We start from the raw sequence: 13,808 nt of genomic DNA, 5'->3' as shown, positions 1-13,808 counted from the left end.
TCCCGCCACCACTGGCCGCGGGGTCGGTGCGCTCGCGAGGATGGTGTCATGACGATCAACGTGTGGGCACCCCGGGCCGAGCGGGTCCGACTCCGGCGGCCGGAGCAGACCGACCTCGAGCTGGTGGCGGGCGCGGACGGCTGGTGGTCGGCGGACGTCGATCTCGCCACGGGCGACCGCTATGGCTTCGTCCTCGGCGACGGCGACGACGTGCGCCCAGATCCACGTTCTCGGCGGCAGCCCGACGGCGTGCACGGGCTCTCCGCGATCGACGACGCCTCGTCGTTCGCGTGGACCGATCAGGCGTGGACGGGACGTCCGATCGCGGGCGGCATCATCTACGAGCTGCACATCGGCACGTTCACGAGTGCCGGCACGCTCGACGCGGCGATCGCCCGTCTCGACCACCTCGTCGAGCTCGGCATCACGCACGTCGAGCTGCTGCCGGTCAACGCGTTCAACGGCACCCACAACTGGGGCTACGACGGCGTGCTCTGGTACGCCGTGCAGGAGAGCTACGGCGGCCCCGAGGCCTACCGGCGGTTCGTGGATGCGGCCCACGCGGCCGGACTCGCCGTCATCCAGGACGTCGTCTACAACCACCTCGGCCCCTCGGGCAACTACCTGCCCGAGTACGGTCCGTACCTCCGCGACGGCCGCCGGAATACCTGGGGCGACAGCGTCAACCTCGATGAGGACGCGGTGCGCGAGTACATCGTCGGCAACGCCGAGATGTGGCTGCGCGACTTCCACGTTGACGGCCTGCGGCTCGACGCCGTGCACGCGCTGCACGACGACGACAGCCCCGTGCACATCCTCGGCGAGATCGCCGATCGGGTCGATGCGCTGAGCACGCACCTCGGCCGGCCGCTCACGCTCATCGCCGAGAGCGACATGAACGATCCCGTCATGATCCTCCCGCGCGAGGCGGGCGGTCACGGGATGACGGCGCAGTGGTCGGACGACTGGCACCACTCGGTGCACGTCGCGCTCACCGGAGAGACGGTGGGGTACTACGCCGACTTCGACGCGCTCGACGCCGTGCCCAAGACCTGGAACTCGGGCTTCTTCCACGACGGCACCTACTCGTCGTTCCGCGGTCGCGAGCACGGGCGGCCGATCCCGCCGGAGTCGCCGTCGTGGCGGCTCGTGACCTTCGCGCAGGACCACGACCAGATCGGCAACCGAGCCGCGGGCGACCGGCTCTCGGCGACGCTCGACGCCGACCACCTCGCCATCGGCGCCGTGCTGACGCTCACCGCGCCCGGCACCCCCATGCTCTTCATGGGCGAGGAGTGGGGTGCATCGACGCCGTGGCAGTTCTTCACCTCGCACCCCGAGCCGGAGCTCGCCGAAGCGACCGCTGCGGGGCGCAAGCAGGAGTTCGCCGAGATGGGGTGGGACGAGGACCTCGTGCCCGACCCCAACGACCCGGCGACCTTCCTGCGCTCCAAGCTCGATTGGACCGAGGCGGAGGAGGGCGACCACGCTCGGCTGCTCGCGCTGTATCGCGACCTCGCGCGTCTGCGCCGCACGACGCCCGACCTCACCGACCCACGCTTCACCGCTCGGGGCGCCGGCGCCACGGAGGGCACGGGCGGCCGGCTCTACGATCTGCAGCGCGGCCGCGCCCGTGTGCTGGTGAACCTGTCGGAGGAGCCGTGGCGCATCGAGCCCCGCGGCGACGTCGTGTGGCTCGAGACGCGCGAGAGTCGTCTCGTCGACGACCTCCTCGTCGTCGCGCCGAACTCGGCCGTGATCGTCGGTCCCGCTCTGTCAAGCCGATGACCTGCCGCGGGTGCCGTCGTAGCGTGAGGGGATGAGCACCACCGCGCACCACGCCGCCCGTCCGCCGCAGCAGGGCTCGGACATCGTCCGCCAGGTCGGCGTCATCGCGGCCGTGGTCTTCATGATCATCGCCGCCATGGTCGGCACCGGGCTGTTCGGCGGAACCAATGTGCGTGAGTTGCAGGGCGGCGCGCTCGACGCCGACTCGACCGTGCTCGCGCCGGGGACGCAGGCGTTCAGCATCTGGTCGGTGATCTACCTGTTCATGATCGGGTACACGATCTGGCAGGCCCTGCCGTCGCAGCGTGCGCGCGAGCGGCAGCGGCGCGCGGGCTGGTGGATCGCGCTGACTGCCGTGCTGAACGGCGGATGGCTTCTCGCCGCCCAGTTCACGACGCTCCCTCTCACGGTCGTCGCCATCGTCGCGCTGCTCGCGGCCCTGGGGTGGACGTTCCACCTGTTGGTGCGCTCGCGTCCCCGGTCGGTCGGCGACCGTCTGCTGATGGACGCCACGGTCGGGCTGCACCTCGGGTGGGTGTCGCTCGCCACCGTCGCCAACATCACGGCGTGGCTGAGCCGCGTCGTGCCCGAATCGTGGGGCGCTCAGGCCGATGTCTGGGGCGTGGCCGTCCTCGTCGTCGTCGCGGCGGTCGGCGTCGGTATCGCCGCGTTCTCGCGCGGCCGCCCCTCGCCGATCATCGCCCTGTCGTGGGGGCTGGCCTGGATCGCGATCGCCCGGAGCACCGATCAGCCGCACTCGACCCCCGTGGCCGTGGCCGCCGTCCTGGTCATCGTCGTCGTCATCGGGGCCGCCGCCGTCGTGGCCTGGCGCTCGAACGGCCGCGAGCACCGCGGCATCCTGCACCGTACGCGCACCGCCTGACCCGCACGGCCCGCCCCCGCCCTCGGTCGACTCAGCCTTCGAGCACCCGCAGGGCGACGATCGCCGCCGCAGCCGACCAGGCCTGCGGCCGGCAGGCGGCCGGGTAGGGCACGGGAACGCGGGTCTGCGCTGCGGCGTCGCCGGAGTGGAGTTCGGGCACGCGGTAGCCGAAACCGTCGGCCGCCGCGAGCATGCCCGCCACGACCTCGCGGGCCTCGTCGGCGAAGCCGGCCCGTGCCAGGCCGTGCGCCGCGATGGCCGTGTCGTGCAGCCACACGCTTCCCCCGTGGTACGACAGGGGCCAGTAACCGGCGGCCCCCGTCGAGAGGGTGCGGATGCCGTACCCGCTCGACATCGACGCATCGAGCAGCCGTGCGGCGACGGCGGCCTCGTCGAGGGGGTCGAGGATGCCGGTGCCGACGAGGTGTCCGATGTTGCTCGTCAGGCTGTCGACGGGACGCTTGTCGCGATCGAGGGCGATCGCGGGGTAGCGGCCCTCCGCGGTCTGCACCCAGTACGCGGCGGCGAACCGATCGCGGAGCGCCGCCGCCCAGCGGCGCAGCTCGTCGGGAGCGCGGTCGCTGCGATGCGCCAGGCGTTCGATCAGCTCGGCCGCGCCCATGGCGGCCTCATAGGCGTAGGCCTGCACCTCGCAGAGCGCGATCGGTCCCCGGGCGAGGGTGCCGTCGCGCCATTGGATGGAGTCGCCCGAGTCCTTCCAGCCCTGGTTCGCCAGCCCTCGACCGCTCTCGTCGATGTAGTCGAGGAATCCGTCGCCGTCGGCATCGCCGTACTCGATCAGCCAGGTGAGGGCCCGGTCGAGGTGCGGGAGCAGCGCGCGCACCTCGACCTCGGGCATCCCCGCCCGCCATGCGTCGACGAGCAGGCACACCCACAGGGCCGTCGCGTCGACACTGCCGTAGTAGACCGGCGGCAGCACGACCCCCTCGCTCGGGATCTCGAGGGCCGCGGCCCGGAGCTCGTGCAGGATCTTGCCGGGCTGCTGCGCGGTGTCGGGGTCGACGTGGTCGCCCTGCAGACGGGCGAGCACGCGCAGGGTCGACGCCGCCACCCCGATGTCGAGGGGCAGGGCGAGCCGTGCCGCCCACAGCGAGTCGCGTCCGAACAGGGTGAAGAACCACGGGGCGCCGGCGGCGTAGAACTCGTCGTCCGCGTGCCCGGGCAGGGTCAGGCGCAGCGCGTCGAGGTCGTCGAGGGCGCGGTCGAGCCAGCGCCCGAGGCGCGGCTCGAGCGCTGCGCCCCGCCGTGCGACGTCGGCCCGCGACCACGGTGCGGGCGACGTCGCCCCCGCCACGACGAGCGCCGGGTCGGTCATCCGCAGCGACCAGCCGAGAGTCGATTCGCTGCGCGGCGGGATGCTGATGCGCCAGGTGAGGCGGATGCTCTCGCCGGACACGGTTGTGCGCACGTCGACCTCTGCACCGGGCGCCGAGACCTCGAGCCCACGGCCGCCCGAGCGCGCATGGGCGGTGCCGCCGGAGGCGGTGACCTCGAGGGGGGATGCCTCCGCGAGGCCCGCCTTGACCTCCGGGAGCGCCGCAAAATCGGGGACGAGTTCGATGGTGATGGTCGTCGTCAGCGGCTCGTCGCGCGCCGACACCACCCGCAGCACCTCCGCGAAGCCGCCGTCCTCCACCGTGCGCTCGCGCAGCAGCCGCACGCGCGGGTCGGGCAGCGGCGAATCGAGTCCCCGCAGCAGACCGCCGAAGACGATGCGCGAGGCCGACTCGGTCGAGGCCGAGATCCACTCCACCGCGGAGTCGGTGCAGGCGAGAGCGAGGGAACGCACGTGCCGGACGTCGCCGTGGTAGATGCCGTCGATCGCGGCTGCGCCCATGTCGCCGGATGCGCGCGACCAGGCCTGCGTCGGCGCGCGCAGCGCGATCACGGCGTCATCGAGCAGGGGTTGGCGGGGGATGGTCATTCCTTGACGGCTCCTTCGCTGGCGTTCATGATGCGCCGCTGGAAGATGAAGAACATCACCGCGACGGGGATCGTCATGATCGCCGCCGCCGCGAGTTTGATCGGATACTGCGTGCCCTGGCTCAGCTGACCGCTCGCGAGCGACGCGACGCCCTTGGTCAGCGTCGTGAGCTCGGGCGACTGGGTCGACACGATGAAGTGGCTGAGCTCGTTCCACGACCCCTGGAACGACAGGATCACGATCGTGATGAGGGCGGGTCGCGCCATCGGGAGCACGACCGACCAGAAGATCCGGAACGTGCCCGCGCCGTCGATGCGCGCCTGCTCCTCGACGGCGACCGGGATCGACTCGAAGAAGTTCTTCATGATGAACACGCCGGCCGCATCCACGAGCAGCGGCAGGATCATGCCGGCGTACGAGTCGTAGATGCCGAGCTGGTTGATGACGAGGAACTTGGGGATGAGCAGCACGACCGTCGGAACGGCCATGACGGCCACCAGCGCGGCGAAGATCACCCCCCGGCCGCGGAACCGCAGCCGGGCGAGCGCGTATCCGGCGAGCGAATTGAAGAACACCCGGCCGAGCGTCACGAAGACCGTCACGACGGCGGAGTTCGCGAACCACACCGGGAAGTCGGAGAACGCGAAGAGCCGCTCGTAGGCGGCCCACGACACCGGTGACGGGATGAGCGAGATCGGATCGGACGCGGCGTCCGCCTCGGTCTTGAACGAGGTCGCGACCTGAACGAGGAACGGGAAGATGTAGATCAGCGCGAGCGCGATCAGCAGTGCGTACAGCGCGATCTGCGCCGTGAGCGCACGGCGCGACAGCTGGCGCCGGGCGCGCGGCGGGGCGGCGAAGGCGGTCACGGCTGCTGCCCCCGATCCGGTCGCACCTGGTATTGCCGCGCTCGCCGCGCCGATACCGGCCGGTCGCGGAGCACGAGGCGCTGCACGATCGTGAAGAAGACGATGATCGCGAAGAGCATGAACGCGATCGCGGCGCCCTGTCCCCAGTCCTGCGAACCGAATGCGGCCTGATAGCTGAGGTACGCCGGGGTGAGCGTGGTCTTGCTCGGGCCGCCCTGCGTGCCGGTGTAGATCTGGTCGAACACCTGCCACGTGCCGATCAGCCCGAGGGTCAGCACCGTGAAGAGCACGGGCTTGAGCTGGGGCAGGGTGACGCGCCAGAAGCGCTGCCACCCCGAGGCGCCGTCGACCATCGCGGCCTCCTCGGTGTCGGCCCCGATGTTCTGCAGGCCCGCGAGGAACAGCAGCATGAAGGTGCCCGACGTCGTGAAAACCGCCATGAGGATGAACGCGCTCATGGCCACCGAGGGGCCGGCGAGCCAGTCCCACCACGAGACGCCCAGCACGCCGCCGTCCGTCAGTGCCGCGGGGCCCGCCGTGACGCCGACGGCCGCCAGCAGGTTGTGGCCGACCCCGCTGGGGTCGTTGAACCAGTTCGGGCCGGCGATCCCGATCCACGACAGCACCTCATTGACGACGCCGCTCGCGGAGAACAGGAAGAGCCACAGCACCGTGATCGCCACCGAGCTCGTGACGGAGGGGAAGTAGAACGCGGTGCGGAAGAAGCCGCGGCCCCGCAGGATCGCCCGGTTGACAAGCAGGGCGAGGAACAGCGACAGGGCCGTCTGCAGGGGGACGACGAGCAGCACGTACCAGGCGTTGTTCCGCAGCGCGATGCCGAAGTCGCGCGTTGCGAGTCCACCCTCGGTCGTGACCGCCGCGTAGTTGTCGAGTCCGACGAAGCCGACGGACGGCGAGAGCGGGCTGCCCCGGCCGCCCCAGTCCGACACACTGACCCACAGTGCCATGAGCACGGGGACGAGCATGAAGACCCCGAGGATGACGATGACGGGTGACACGAACAGCCACCCGGCGGCGGCCTGCTTGCCGTTGATGCCGCGCCGGGCCCCGCGAGGGGACTCGGCGCGGCGCGGCCGGTCACCGCGACGGCCGGTGGGCCGTGCTGTTGCGATCCCGGTCATCGTCAGCCGACGATCGCCTCGAGGTTCGCCTGCACCGACTCGAGGATGCTGCTCGGGTCACCCGTCGCGAGCGACTCGAGCTGTGAGTTGAAGTCGGTGATGACGTCGGCCGAGCCGTCCTGGTTCGGCGGGAACTGCGCGTACTCCGCGCCGTCGAGGAACGACGCGAGGTCGGGGTTGGCGTCCCGCCACGCATCGGCGGCCGACTGGATGGACGGCATCGGACCGAAGGCCTCGGAGAACGCCAGCTGCTGGTCGGTGCTCGTGAGGTACTCGATGAGCTCGAGCGCCGCCTGCTGGTTGGGGCTGTCTGCGGCCATGCCCCAGCAGTTGGTGAACTGGAGCGTGCCTTCGCCGCCCGGCCCTGCGGGCAGCGGGGCGACCGTATAGGCGACATCCGGGTAGTCGGCCGCGAGGCCGCCGGTGATCCAGTTGCCCTCGATCGTCATGGCCGCGAGCTGCTTCCCGAATGCCTCGCCACCCCAGCCGGCGCCGAGGTCGGCCGCGTAGGCGAAGGTGCCGTCGGCCAGGTGGGTCTTGACGTACTCGAGCGCCTCGACGTTCTCGCTGCTGTCGGCGGTCGCAGCGCCGTCGGTGACGAGCCCGCCGCCCGCCTGCGCCATGAACGCACCGATCCGCTGGTACTCGGCGCCGAAGGCGAGTCCGGCGCGGCCATCGGCCGTCAGCCGCTGCGCGACCGCGGCGAGCTGGTCCCAATCGGTGGGGATGTCGGCGTCGGTGAGTCCCGCCTGCTCCCACAGCTGCGTGTTGATGACGAGACCGAGCGTCGAGAAGTCCTTGGGCGCGCAGTAGAACTCGTCGTCGATCGTGAAGTTCTCGACGAGCGACGGGTAGAAGTCGTCGCGGTTGGCGAGCTCGTCGCCGTAGGCCTTCAGCGACCCGTTGCCCGCGTAGCCAGCCATCGCGTCGGCGGAGAGGTAGAACACATCGGGGGGCGAGCCGGCGGCGAAGCCCTGCGACAGCTGCTGCGGCAGGTCGGTGGCCGCCTGCACGGTCGCATCGACGCCCGACTGCTCGGACCACGCCGCGACGGCGTCGGTGACGGCCTGTGTCTCGGCGTCTCCCGACGATCCGATCACGACGGTGAGTGCGTCGTCCGAGCTGGTGAACCCGTCGGCGGAGCCGCCGTCGCCGGTGTCGTCGAAGCCCGAGCCGCAGGCGGTCAGGGCGAGGGCGCCGGCGGCGAGGAGCGCGGTGGCTCCGAGCGCCGAGCGCGTGCGGTGCGATGTCATGTGTCTCTTCTCCTTTGATGAGGCAGGACGCGGTGCGTCGATCGGGTGCGGGCCGGTCGGGTGGATGCGGTGCTGCGTTGCGCCGGCCAGAATTTTGAACGATCAAATTGCGCGTGCTGACACCATACGAAGCAGACGCGGTTGTGTCAACGGGGGTGCCGGCGCGCGGTGGCGCCGCAGAGACCGTGCGGTGCCTCTACACCGGACCAGCGACGCCGCGGGGGCAGTAGTCCCCTCCTCCGGGTATCGACCACCTTGCTGTCGCTACCCGGCGGAGCATCAGTCGACAGGCCCTTAACAGGAACCTTCACGTGGTCGTACCCTCCCCCTGGGGTCGCGCCACCGCGACGGTTTCGTCCCGGTTCTCGGTATTGCGGCCGCTTGCGGAGGGGTGCAGGTCGCGCTCCACGCGATTCAAGGCGACTGGACCAATGCCGCTGTCTCCGCTCTGAGCATGGTGGCAGGTTCGGGGGTGACCGCCCTCCTGAAAGCGGGCGCTCGCAGTATCGCCCGTGCTAACTTGGCCCCCGGAACCGTGAGTCGGCTCGCTAGTAGGAAGGCCGTTGAGGCGCAAGTGAGGCGTGCGCACTTCCAACACATAGCGTTTGGGAACATGATCGGCACCGGCGCGGGTCTGCTGCTGGGCCGCGGCTCCAGCGCCACGTCTATTCACGCACCCGCCTCGCGGTCATTTGACCTTCGTCCTCGTGAACATACTGGGCAATGGCGTCCCGTTCCCATTTGGCTGAGAGAGTCGCTGTAGCAAGAATGCCAACCATGCCCACCGTCGTGATGACGGCTGAACCCACAGCCACTACCCACGAGGGCGCTCCGACAAGACCGAGTACTGGCGCCCAGGTCAACACCCCGTGGTCGTTTGATGCATTCGTATTTCGATCGGAGGCGGTGAGATGAGCGTCCGAGGCGACGAACAGATTGCGGCGATGCGGCGATCTTTCGATGTTCTCGGGGGAGTCGGCTTCTCGGTGGAAGCGGTGATGGATGTCGATCGGCTGACAGACACCGGGCTCGCGCTGGGAGTGATGCTGGGGCTTATCGACGCGCCTTCTCACACACGTCTCAGGTCACGTCTGAACGAGCTCGGAAGAGGGGCGGACCCGATCGCTTTTCCGAGGTCGGAGCGACCGGAGTGGGGTGAGACCGATGACGGGTCCCGGCGCATCGAGGTGGACGAGATACTCGCTGACTCGGCGGCGATGACATTCTGGTTCGTGGCCGTCATGCGTCTTCTCGTCTCTCGGTGGTCGAGAGGAACCGGTGACCCCAGGATCGATGACGCGGAGATCATCAGCGCCTGGGGACAGGTCGGTGACGACTTCTGGTCTGTCGTCCGGCCTCGCGGCTGGGACGCGCTGTTCTTCGGGCACGCAGCGCGCCGTCGATACATCGAAAAGGCGCGCGCGTACCTTGACCGGCTGTCTCCTCAGAAAGCCTGACTGAGCATGCCGCAGTTGGCATAGGCCTTAAAGGGTGAGTGCCGTAACTGCGAGGGGTTCATGACTACGGCGAGTGCGGTCACGCCTTGGGAACTATCAGCGCCTTTCGCTTGGCGCTGACATCGCGGCACAAGTGCTGAATGCCGAGGCGCCATCCCTCGATCAGGGGCCGTGAGGCAACGCCGAACGCCCACCGCGCGCGAACCGTAAGATGGTCGCCCATGGTCAAGGCACCCACCGTCGAAGACGTCGCGCGCGCCGCCGGGGTCTCGCGGCAGACGGTGTCGAACGTGCTCAACAGCCCCGCGATCGTGCGCGACGAGACCCGGGAGCGCGTCGAGCGGGCGATCGCCGACCTCGGTTACCGTCCGCACATCGCAGCGCGGGCTCTGCGCACCCGGCGCAGCAGTGCCATCGGCATCCATCTCGATCCGTACGCCGGCGGCATCTCGGGTGTCGTGCTCGACCGATTCGTGCATGCCCTGACCGAGAAGGCCGGCGAGCGCGGACTGCGCGTCCTGCTGTATGCGGCGCGGTCGGCCGACGAGGAGATCGAGCGGATGCGCGAGCTCGTCGAGGGCGGCGAGGTCGACGGCTTCGTCGTGACCGGGACGTTCCACGGCGATCCGCGCACGGGGTGGCTCATCGAGCGCGACGTTCCCTTCGTCGCCTTCGGGCGACCGTGGGGCATCGACGACGTCGACGATCCGGCGCACCTGTGGGTCGACGTCGACGGGGCCGCGGGCACCCGCTCGGCCGCAGCCCATCTCACCGACGCGGGGGCCGGGACCGTCGCGTTCCTCGGCTGGCCCGCGGGGTCGGGCACCGGTGACGATCGCGAGCGCGGCTGGCGCGAGATCGCGGGGGCGACGGGTGTCAGGCTCACCGCCGAGGAGGACGTCGCCGCCGCGCGCGCTGCCGTGACCATCGCGCTCGAGGATCGGCCCGATATCGCCGCAATCGTCTGTGCGAGCGACACCCTCGCGATCGGCGCGCGGCTCGCGGCGGCATCCGCGGGCCGCGACGCTCTGCCGATCGTCGGCTTCGACAACACCCCGGCCGCCGAGGCGCTGGGCCTCAGCAGCATCGAGCAGCTTCCCGAACGGGTCGCCGACGGCGTGCTGGAGCTGCTCATGGGGCCGACCGGTGCTTCGGTCGCGCCGCGGGCGGCGACCGCGGGCGCGGCGCACGTGCTCGTCGAGCCGCGTCTCGTGCTGCGCTGACCCCCATACCGATCCGTCCGAGGGGCGTCGGAGGCGCCGCGGGTCAGAACGCGTCGGCGAAGGCGGCGAGCAGTCGGCTGGGCTCGGTCACGGGGGCCGCGAGCACACGGGCCGCAATGCGGTCGTAGTCGGCCGCGTCGAAATAGCCGTCGTTGCGGTAGACCGTCATGCGCTCGGTGAATGCCTGCGGAGTCGGCTCGGGGTGGAACTGGGTCGCGTACAGGGTGTCGCCGACGCGATAGGCCTGCACGGGGCAGTCTGGGTTGGTGGCGAGCAGCACCGCGCCCGCGGGCAGGGTCTCGGTGCCCTCCTTGTGCGCGGTGAACGCCGTGAACGTCGGCGCGAGCGAGCCCAGGAGGCGGTCGGCCCGTCCCGCATCGGTGAGAGTGACGTCCGTCGGACCGGTGTCCTCGGGGAAGTCGCGCGAGATCGTCCCGCCGAGCCGCGTCGTGGCGACGCCGATGCCGAAGCACGTGAACAGCGCCGCCGTCGATCCGGACGCAGCGGCGTCGGCGATGCGGGCGAGATCGGCCTCGAGCCGCAGCTGACCCTCCGACTTGGAATCGGGGTCGTCGGTGGCGTTGTACGGGCTGCCGCCGACGACGAATCCGCGCCACCGCGTGAAGGCATCGTCGGGGAGCGCGTCTCGCGTGAGGTCGATTCGCTCGAGCCCGGTCTCGTCGAGCCCCATCGCGGATCGGAACGACGCGTACTCGGCCTCGGCGGCCACCTGCTGCGGGCGCACGCAGACGTACACGAGCGGGGCCATGCGGAAAGTCTAGGCCGCGACGAGGCGTCGGGTCCGCGGGGATGACGCGCGGTGACGACAGAGGGACAATGGCCGCATGACCTCGCGTGTGATCGTCACCGATGTCGCCGCGCTGAGCGACGTCCTCGACCGGATCGACGTCGCGGCCGCGCCGCGCGGGTGGCGGGTGCGCCGACCGGACGACGCTGCGGAGCTCGAGGCGCGTGCCCGATCGGCGAAGGCCGCGCTGCGGCTGCCCTCGCCGGTGGTCGTCGAGATCGAGCACGATCCGGATGCCGCGGCCGTCGACGACCCCGTCGACGCGACCGCCCTGCTCGCGCGGACCCCCGTCGCGGGCGCGGTCGTCGACGGCGCGCGCCGCCTTCATGGCGCGTGAAGTGCACCGCCCACCCGGCCGCGGCAGGACGAAGTCGCTCGTCGTCAGCGCGACGAGTTCGCGGTGCGACCCCGGACGATCCCGATGAACGCCTCGACGAGCGGGGTGGTCGCATCGGTGCGCCACGCGAGGGCGATCGTCGAGGTCGGTGCGTCGACGATCGGGCGGTAGGTCGCGTCCTTGCGGTGGTGCAGACGTGCGAGCGACATCGGCATGAGAACGATCCCCGCACCGGTCGCCGCCGTCGCGACGGCGTCCTCCGTCGTAGCGAGGGTGGGGAAGTTCGGGGCCACGGCGCCCGGCACGTCGATCGCGAGGGTGTCGTCGGCGGGTACCATCACGATCTCGCCGACGAGGTCGTCGAGGGTGAGCTCGTCCACAGCGCTGAGCGCGGCGTCGACCGCGCACACCGCGACGGTTGTCTCGTCGTAAAGGGAGATGATGCTCAGGCCGTCACGCACGACAGGGAGGCGGACCAGAGCGGCATCCACCGACCCGTCGGTCAGGGCGCGCTGCTGCTCGGCGACCTCGATGGTGCGGAGTTCGATCGCGTTGGCCGGCATCCGCTCCTTCCAGACGTCCATCCATTTGCCGGGAGTGGCACCGGGCACCGCGCCCAGGCGAAACGGTCCGAGGCGCGCGAGATGGACATCGCTGCCGGCGCCCGTCGCGCGCGTGATCGTGTGGTCGGTCTTACGTGTCGCGGCCGCACGCGGCGGGGTCGACTTCGCGGTGCGACGACCGGAGCCCCGCGCGGGGCGGCCGGAGGAGCGGCCGGGAGTCATGTCTGAAGCGTATCCCGGCGCGGCTGGTGTCAGGCGGCCAGGCGGAGTCCGCGCTGGTCGGTCGCGACGTGCTCGCCATCGGCGATGTTCTCGTCGTCGCCGATCAGCGAACCGCCCGCGACGTGCGCGTGCGCGCCGATGAAGGCGCGGATGCCGATCTTGGCCCGCGGGCCGATCGCTGCGCCCGATCCGACGTGCGCGTGCGGTGCGATCTCGACGTTCGGGCCGATGACGGCCTCGCGCTCGATCCAGACGCCGCGCCCGATGTGGACGCCCGCTGCGACCTGGACTCCGGGTTCGACGTAGGCGCCTGCTTCGATCAGCGCGGTCGGGTGCACCTTGGCCCCGTTCGCGATCAAGCCCCGACCGTTGGCGTGCTTGCGGTAACGCAGCGTTTCTCCACGGTCGTTCTCGATGTCGATGTAGTTCTTGCCCACGATCCCCTCCGACAGTTCCGGTTCCGGTACTGAGTACTGGAAACAACCCCGCGATCCGCGTTTTCATTCCCGAGAATCATTCGGAGCGGCGGGTCGACCGGTTTGCTGGAACAAGCCTGCGACGCGGGTGTTCCCTGGTCGAAGGGGTGTGCGAGCCGACGCCGGCGCGATAACATGCCCGGCTCGCACGGGATGGCGCCCGCACGCGTCGGGGTTTGCGAGGATGGGCGGGTGGAGCCTTCTCGCGCACCGTCGACCGGACCCTCGCTCGTCTTCGAGGCCGCGTTGACGCGCCACACGCGAGCGGAAGACCTGCTCGGCATCGTCACCGGCACGTTCGTGGCGTCGCTCGGCCTGTACCTCCTGAAGGAGTCCGGCTCGGTGACCGGCGGCACGGCAGGTCTCGCGCTGCTGCTGGGCTACGCGACGGGCTGGTCGTTCCCCGTGCTCTTCGCGGTCGTGAATGCGCCGTTCGCCGTGCTCGCCCTCTGGAAGAAGGGCGTCTCGTTCACGCTGCGCACGTTCGCGTCGATCGGCCTTGTGTCGGCCTTCACCTTCGTCCACCAGCAGCTGCTGCACTTCGCGAGCATCGAACCGATCTACGGAACCCTCGGCGGCAACCTGCTGGCGGGCGTGGGCCTGCTGATCCTGTTCCGACACCGCGCGAGCCTCGGCGGGGTCAACATCATCGCGCTCGTCCTGCAGGACCGAACGGGCCTCAGCGCCGGGTGGACCCAGATGATCTTCGACGTCATCATCATCACGTCGGCGTTGCTCGTGCTCCCGTGGCCCGCGGTGCTGCTCAGCGCGGCGGGGGCGATCGTGCTCAACATCGTCCTCGTGCTGAACCATCGACCGGGGCGCTACATCGGCCGCTGAAG

General features: G+C 70.4%; 13 protein-coding genes. 6 read left to right on the top strand and 7 right to left on the bottom strand.

Annotated elements, in window-relative coordinates:
- Positions 1 to 48: 48 nt before the first annotated feature.
- Together treZ and BLT21_RS07515 are read left to right on the top strand one after the other, a co-directional pair.
- Positions 49 to 1,788, top strand: a complete 1,740-nt coding sequence (treZ, locus tag BLT21_RS07520) for a malto-oligosyltrehalose trehalohydrolase (protein ID WP_091500829.1) — start codon at positions 49 to 51, stop codon at positions 1,786 to 1,788.
- Positions 1,789 to 1,819: 31 nt separating this feature from the next.
- Positions 1,820 to 2,671, top strand: a complete 852-nt coding sequence (locus BLT21_RS07515) for a tryptophan-rich sensory protein (protein WP_091500828.1) — start codon at positions 1,820 to 1,822, stop codon at positions 2,669 to 2,671.
- A 31-nt stretch (positions 2,672 to 2,702) separates the two neighbouring features.
- Here the strand turns inward: BLT21_RS07515 and BLT21_RS07510 are convergent, their stop codons facing one another.
- The 4 genes from BLT21_RS07510 to BLT21_RS07495 are packed head-to-tail and all read right to left on the bottom strand — an operon-like array spanning position 2,703 to position 7,880.
- A complete protein-coding gene (locus BLT21_RS07510) occupies positions 2,703 to 4,616 on the bottom strand; it encodes a glycogen debranching N-terminal domain-containing protein (protein ID WP_091500827.1) in 1,914 nt (637 codons plus the stop codon).
- Entirely contained in the window at positions 4,613 to 5,485 is an 873-nt protein-coding gene (locus BLT21_RS07505) for a carbohydrate ABC transporter permease (RefSeq protein WP_371113430.1), read from the bottom strand. Before BLT21_RS07505 ends, BLT21_RS07510 begins: the two co-directional genes overlap by 4 nt.
- Complete coding sequence (locus BLT21_RS07500; RefSeq protein ID WP_091500826.1) at positions 5,482 to 6,627, bottom strand: carbohydrate ABC transporter permease; 1,146 nt, start codon at positions 6,625 to 6,627, stop codon at positions 5,482 to 5,484. Before BLT21_RS07500 ends, BLT21_RS07505 begins: the two co-directional genes overlap by 4 nt.
- A 2-nt stretch (positions 6,628 to 6,629) precedes the next feature.
- Positions 6,630 to 7,880 carry a sugar ABC transporter substrate-binding protein gene (locus tag BLT21_RS07495; protein ID WP_091500825.1) on the bottom strand — a complete coding sequence of 417 codons (1,251 nt, stop codon included), beginning with the start codon at positions 7,878 to 7,880 and terminating at the stop codon, positions 6,630 to 6,632.
- 911 nt (positions 7,881 to 8,791) lie between these two features.
- Between BLT21_RS07495 and BLT21_RS07490 the strand changes: the two genes are divergently transcribed.
- Positions 8,792 to 9,337: a hypothetical protein gene (locus BLT21_RS07490; RefSeq protein WP_091500824.1), complete on the top strand. Its 546-nt coding sequence runs from the start codon at positions 8,792 to 8,794 to the stop codon at positions 9,335 to 9,337.
- Between the two features lie 221 nt (positions 9,338 to 9,558).
- Positions 9,559 to 10,560 (top strand): LacI family DNA-binding transcriptional regulator, encoded by a 1,002-nt coding sequence (locus BLT21_RS07485; RefSeq protein WP_091500823.1) that lies wholly within the window; start codon positions 9,559 to 9,561, stop codon positions 10,558 to 10,560.
- Between the two features lie 43 nt (positions 10,561 to 10,603).
- Here BLT21_RS07485 and BLT21_RS07480 read toward each other — a convergent pair whose 3' ends face one another.
- Positions 10,604 to 11,329: a glutamine amidotransferase-related protein gene (locus BLT21_RS07480; RefSeq protein WP_091500822.1), complete on the bottom strand. Its 726-nt coding sequence runs from the start codon at positions 11,327 to 11,329 to the stop codon at positions 10,604 to 10,606.
- Between the two features lie 76 nt (positions 11,330 to 11,405).
- On the opposite strand from BLT21_RS07480, the gene BLT21_RS07475 reads away from it, so the two are divergent.
- Complete coding sequence (locus BLT21_RS07475) at positions 11,406 to 11,705, top strand: hypothetical protein (protein WP_091500821.1); 300 nt, start codon at positions 11,406 to 11,408, stop codon at positions 11,703 to 11,705.
- Between the two features lie 44 nt (positions 11,706 to 11,749).
- Here the strand turns inward: BLT21_RS07475 and BLT21_RS07470 are convergent, their stop codons facing one another.
- Together BLT21_RS07470 and BLT21_RS07465 are read right to left on the bottom strand one after the other, a co-directional pair.
- Complete coding sequence (locus tag BLT21_RS07470) at positions 11,750 to 12,490, bottom strand: LysR substrate-binding domain-containing protein (protein ID WP_091500820.1); 741 nt, start codon at positions 12,488 to 12,490, stop codon at positions 11,750 to 11,752.
- A 29-nt stretch (positions 12,491 to 12,519) separates the two neighbouring features.
- A complete protein-coding gene (locus BLT21_RS07465; protein WP_091500819.1) occupies positions 12,520 to 12,927 on the bottom strand; it encodes a transferase in 408 nt (135 codons plus the stop codon).
- 231 nt (positions 12,928 to 13,158) lie between these two features.
- Between BLT21_RS07465 and BLT21_RS07460 the strand changes: the two genes are divergently transcribed.
- Positions 13,159 to 13,806: a YitT family protein gene (locus tag BLT21_RS07460; protein WP_256335981.1), complete on the top strand. Its 648-nt coding sequence runs from the start codon at positions 13,159 to 13,161 to the stop codon at positions 13,804 to 13,806.
- The last annotated feature ends 2 nt before the right edge of the window (positions 13,807 to 13,808 follow it).

The organism is Microbacterium sp. cf332, assembly GCF_900102175.1.
In the GTDB taxonomy this organism is placed as follows: Bacteria; Actinomycetota; Actinomycetes; order Actinomycetales; family Microbacteriaceae; genus Microbacterium.
Note: the sequence above shows the minus strand (reverse complement) of the source record. Positions and strands in the feature narration are given on the sequence as shown.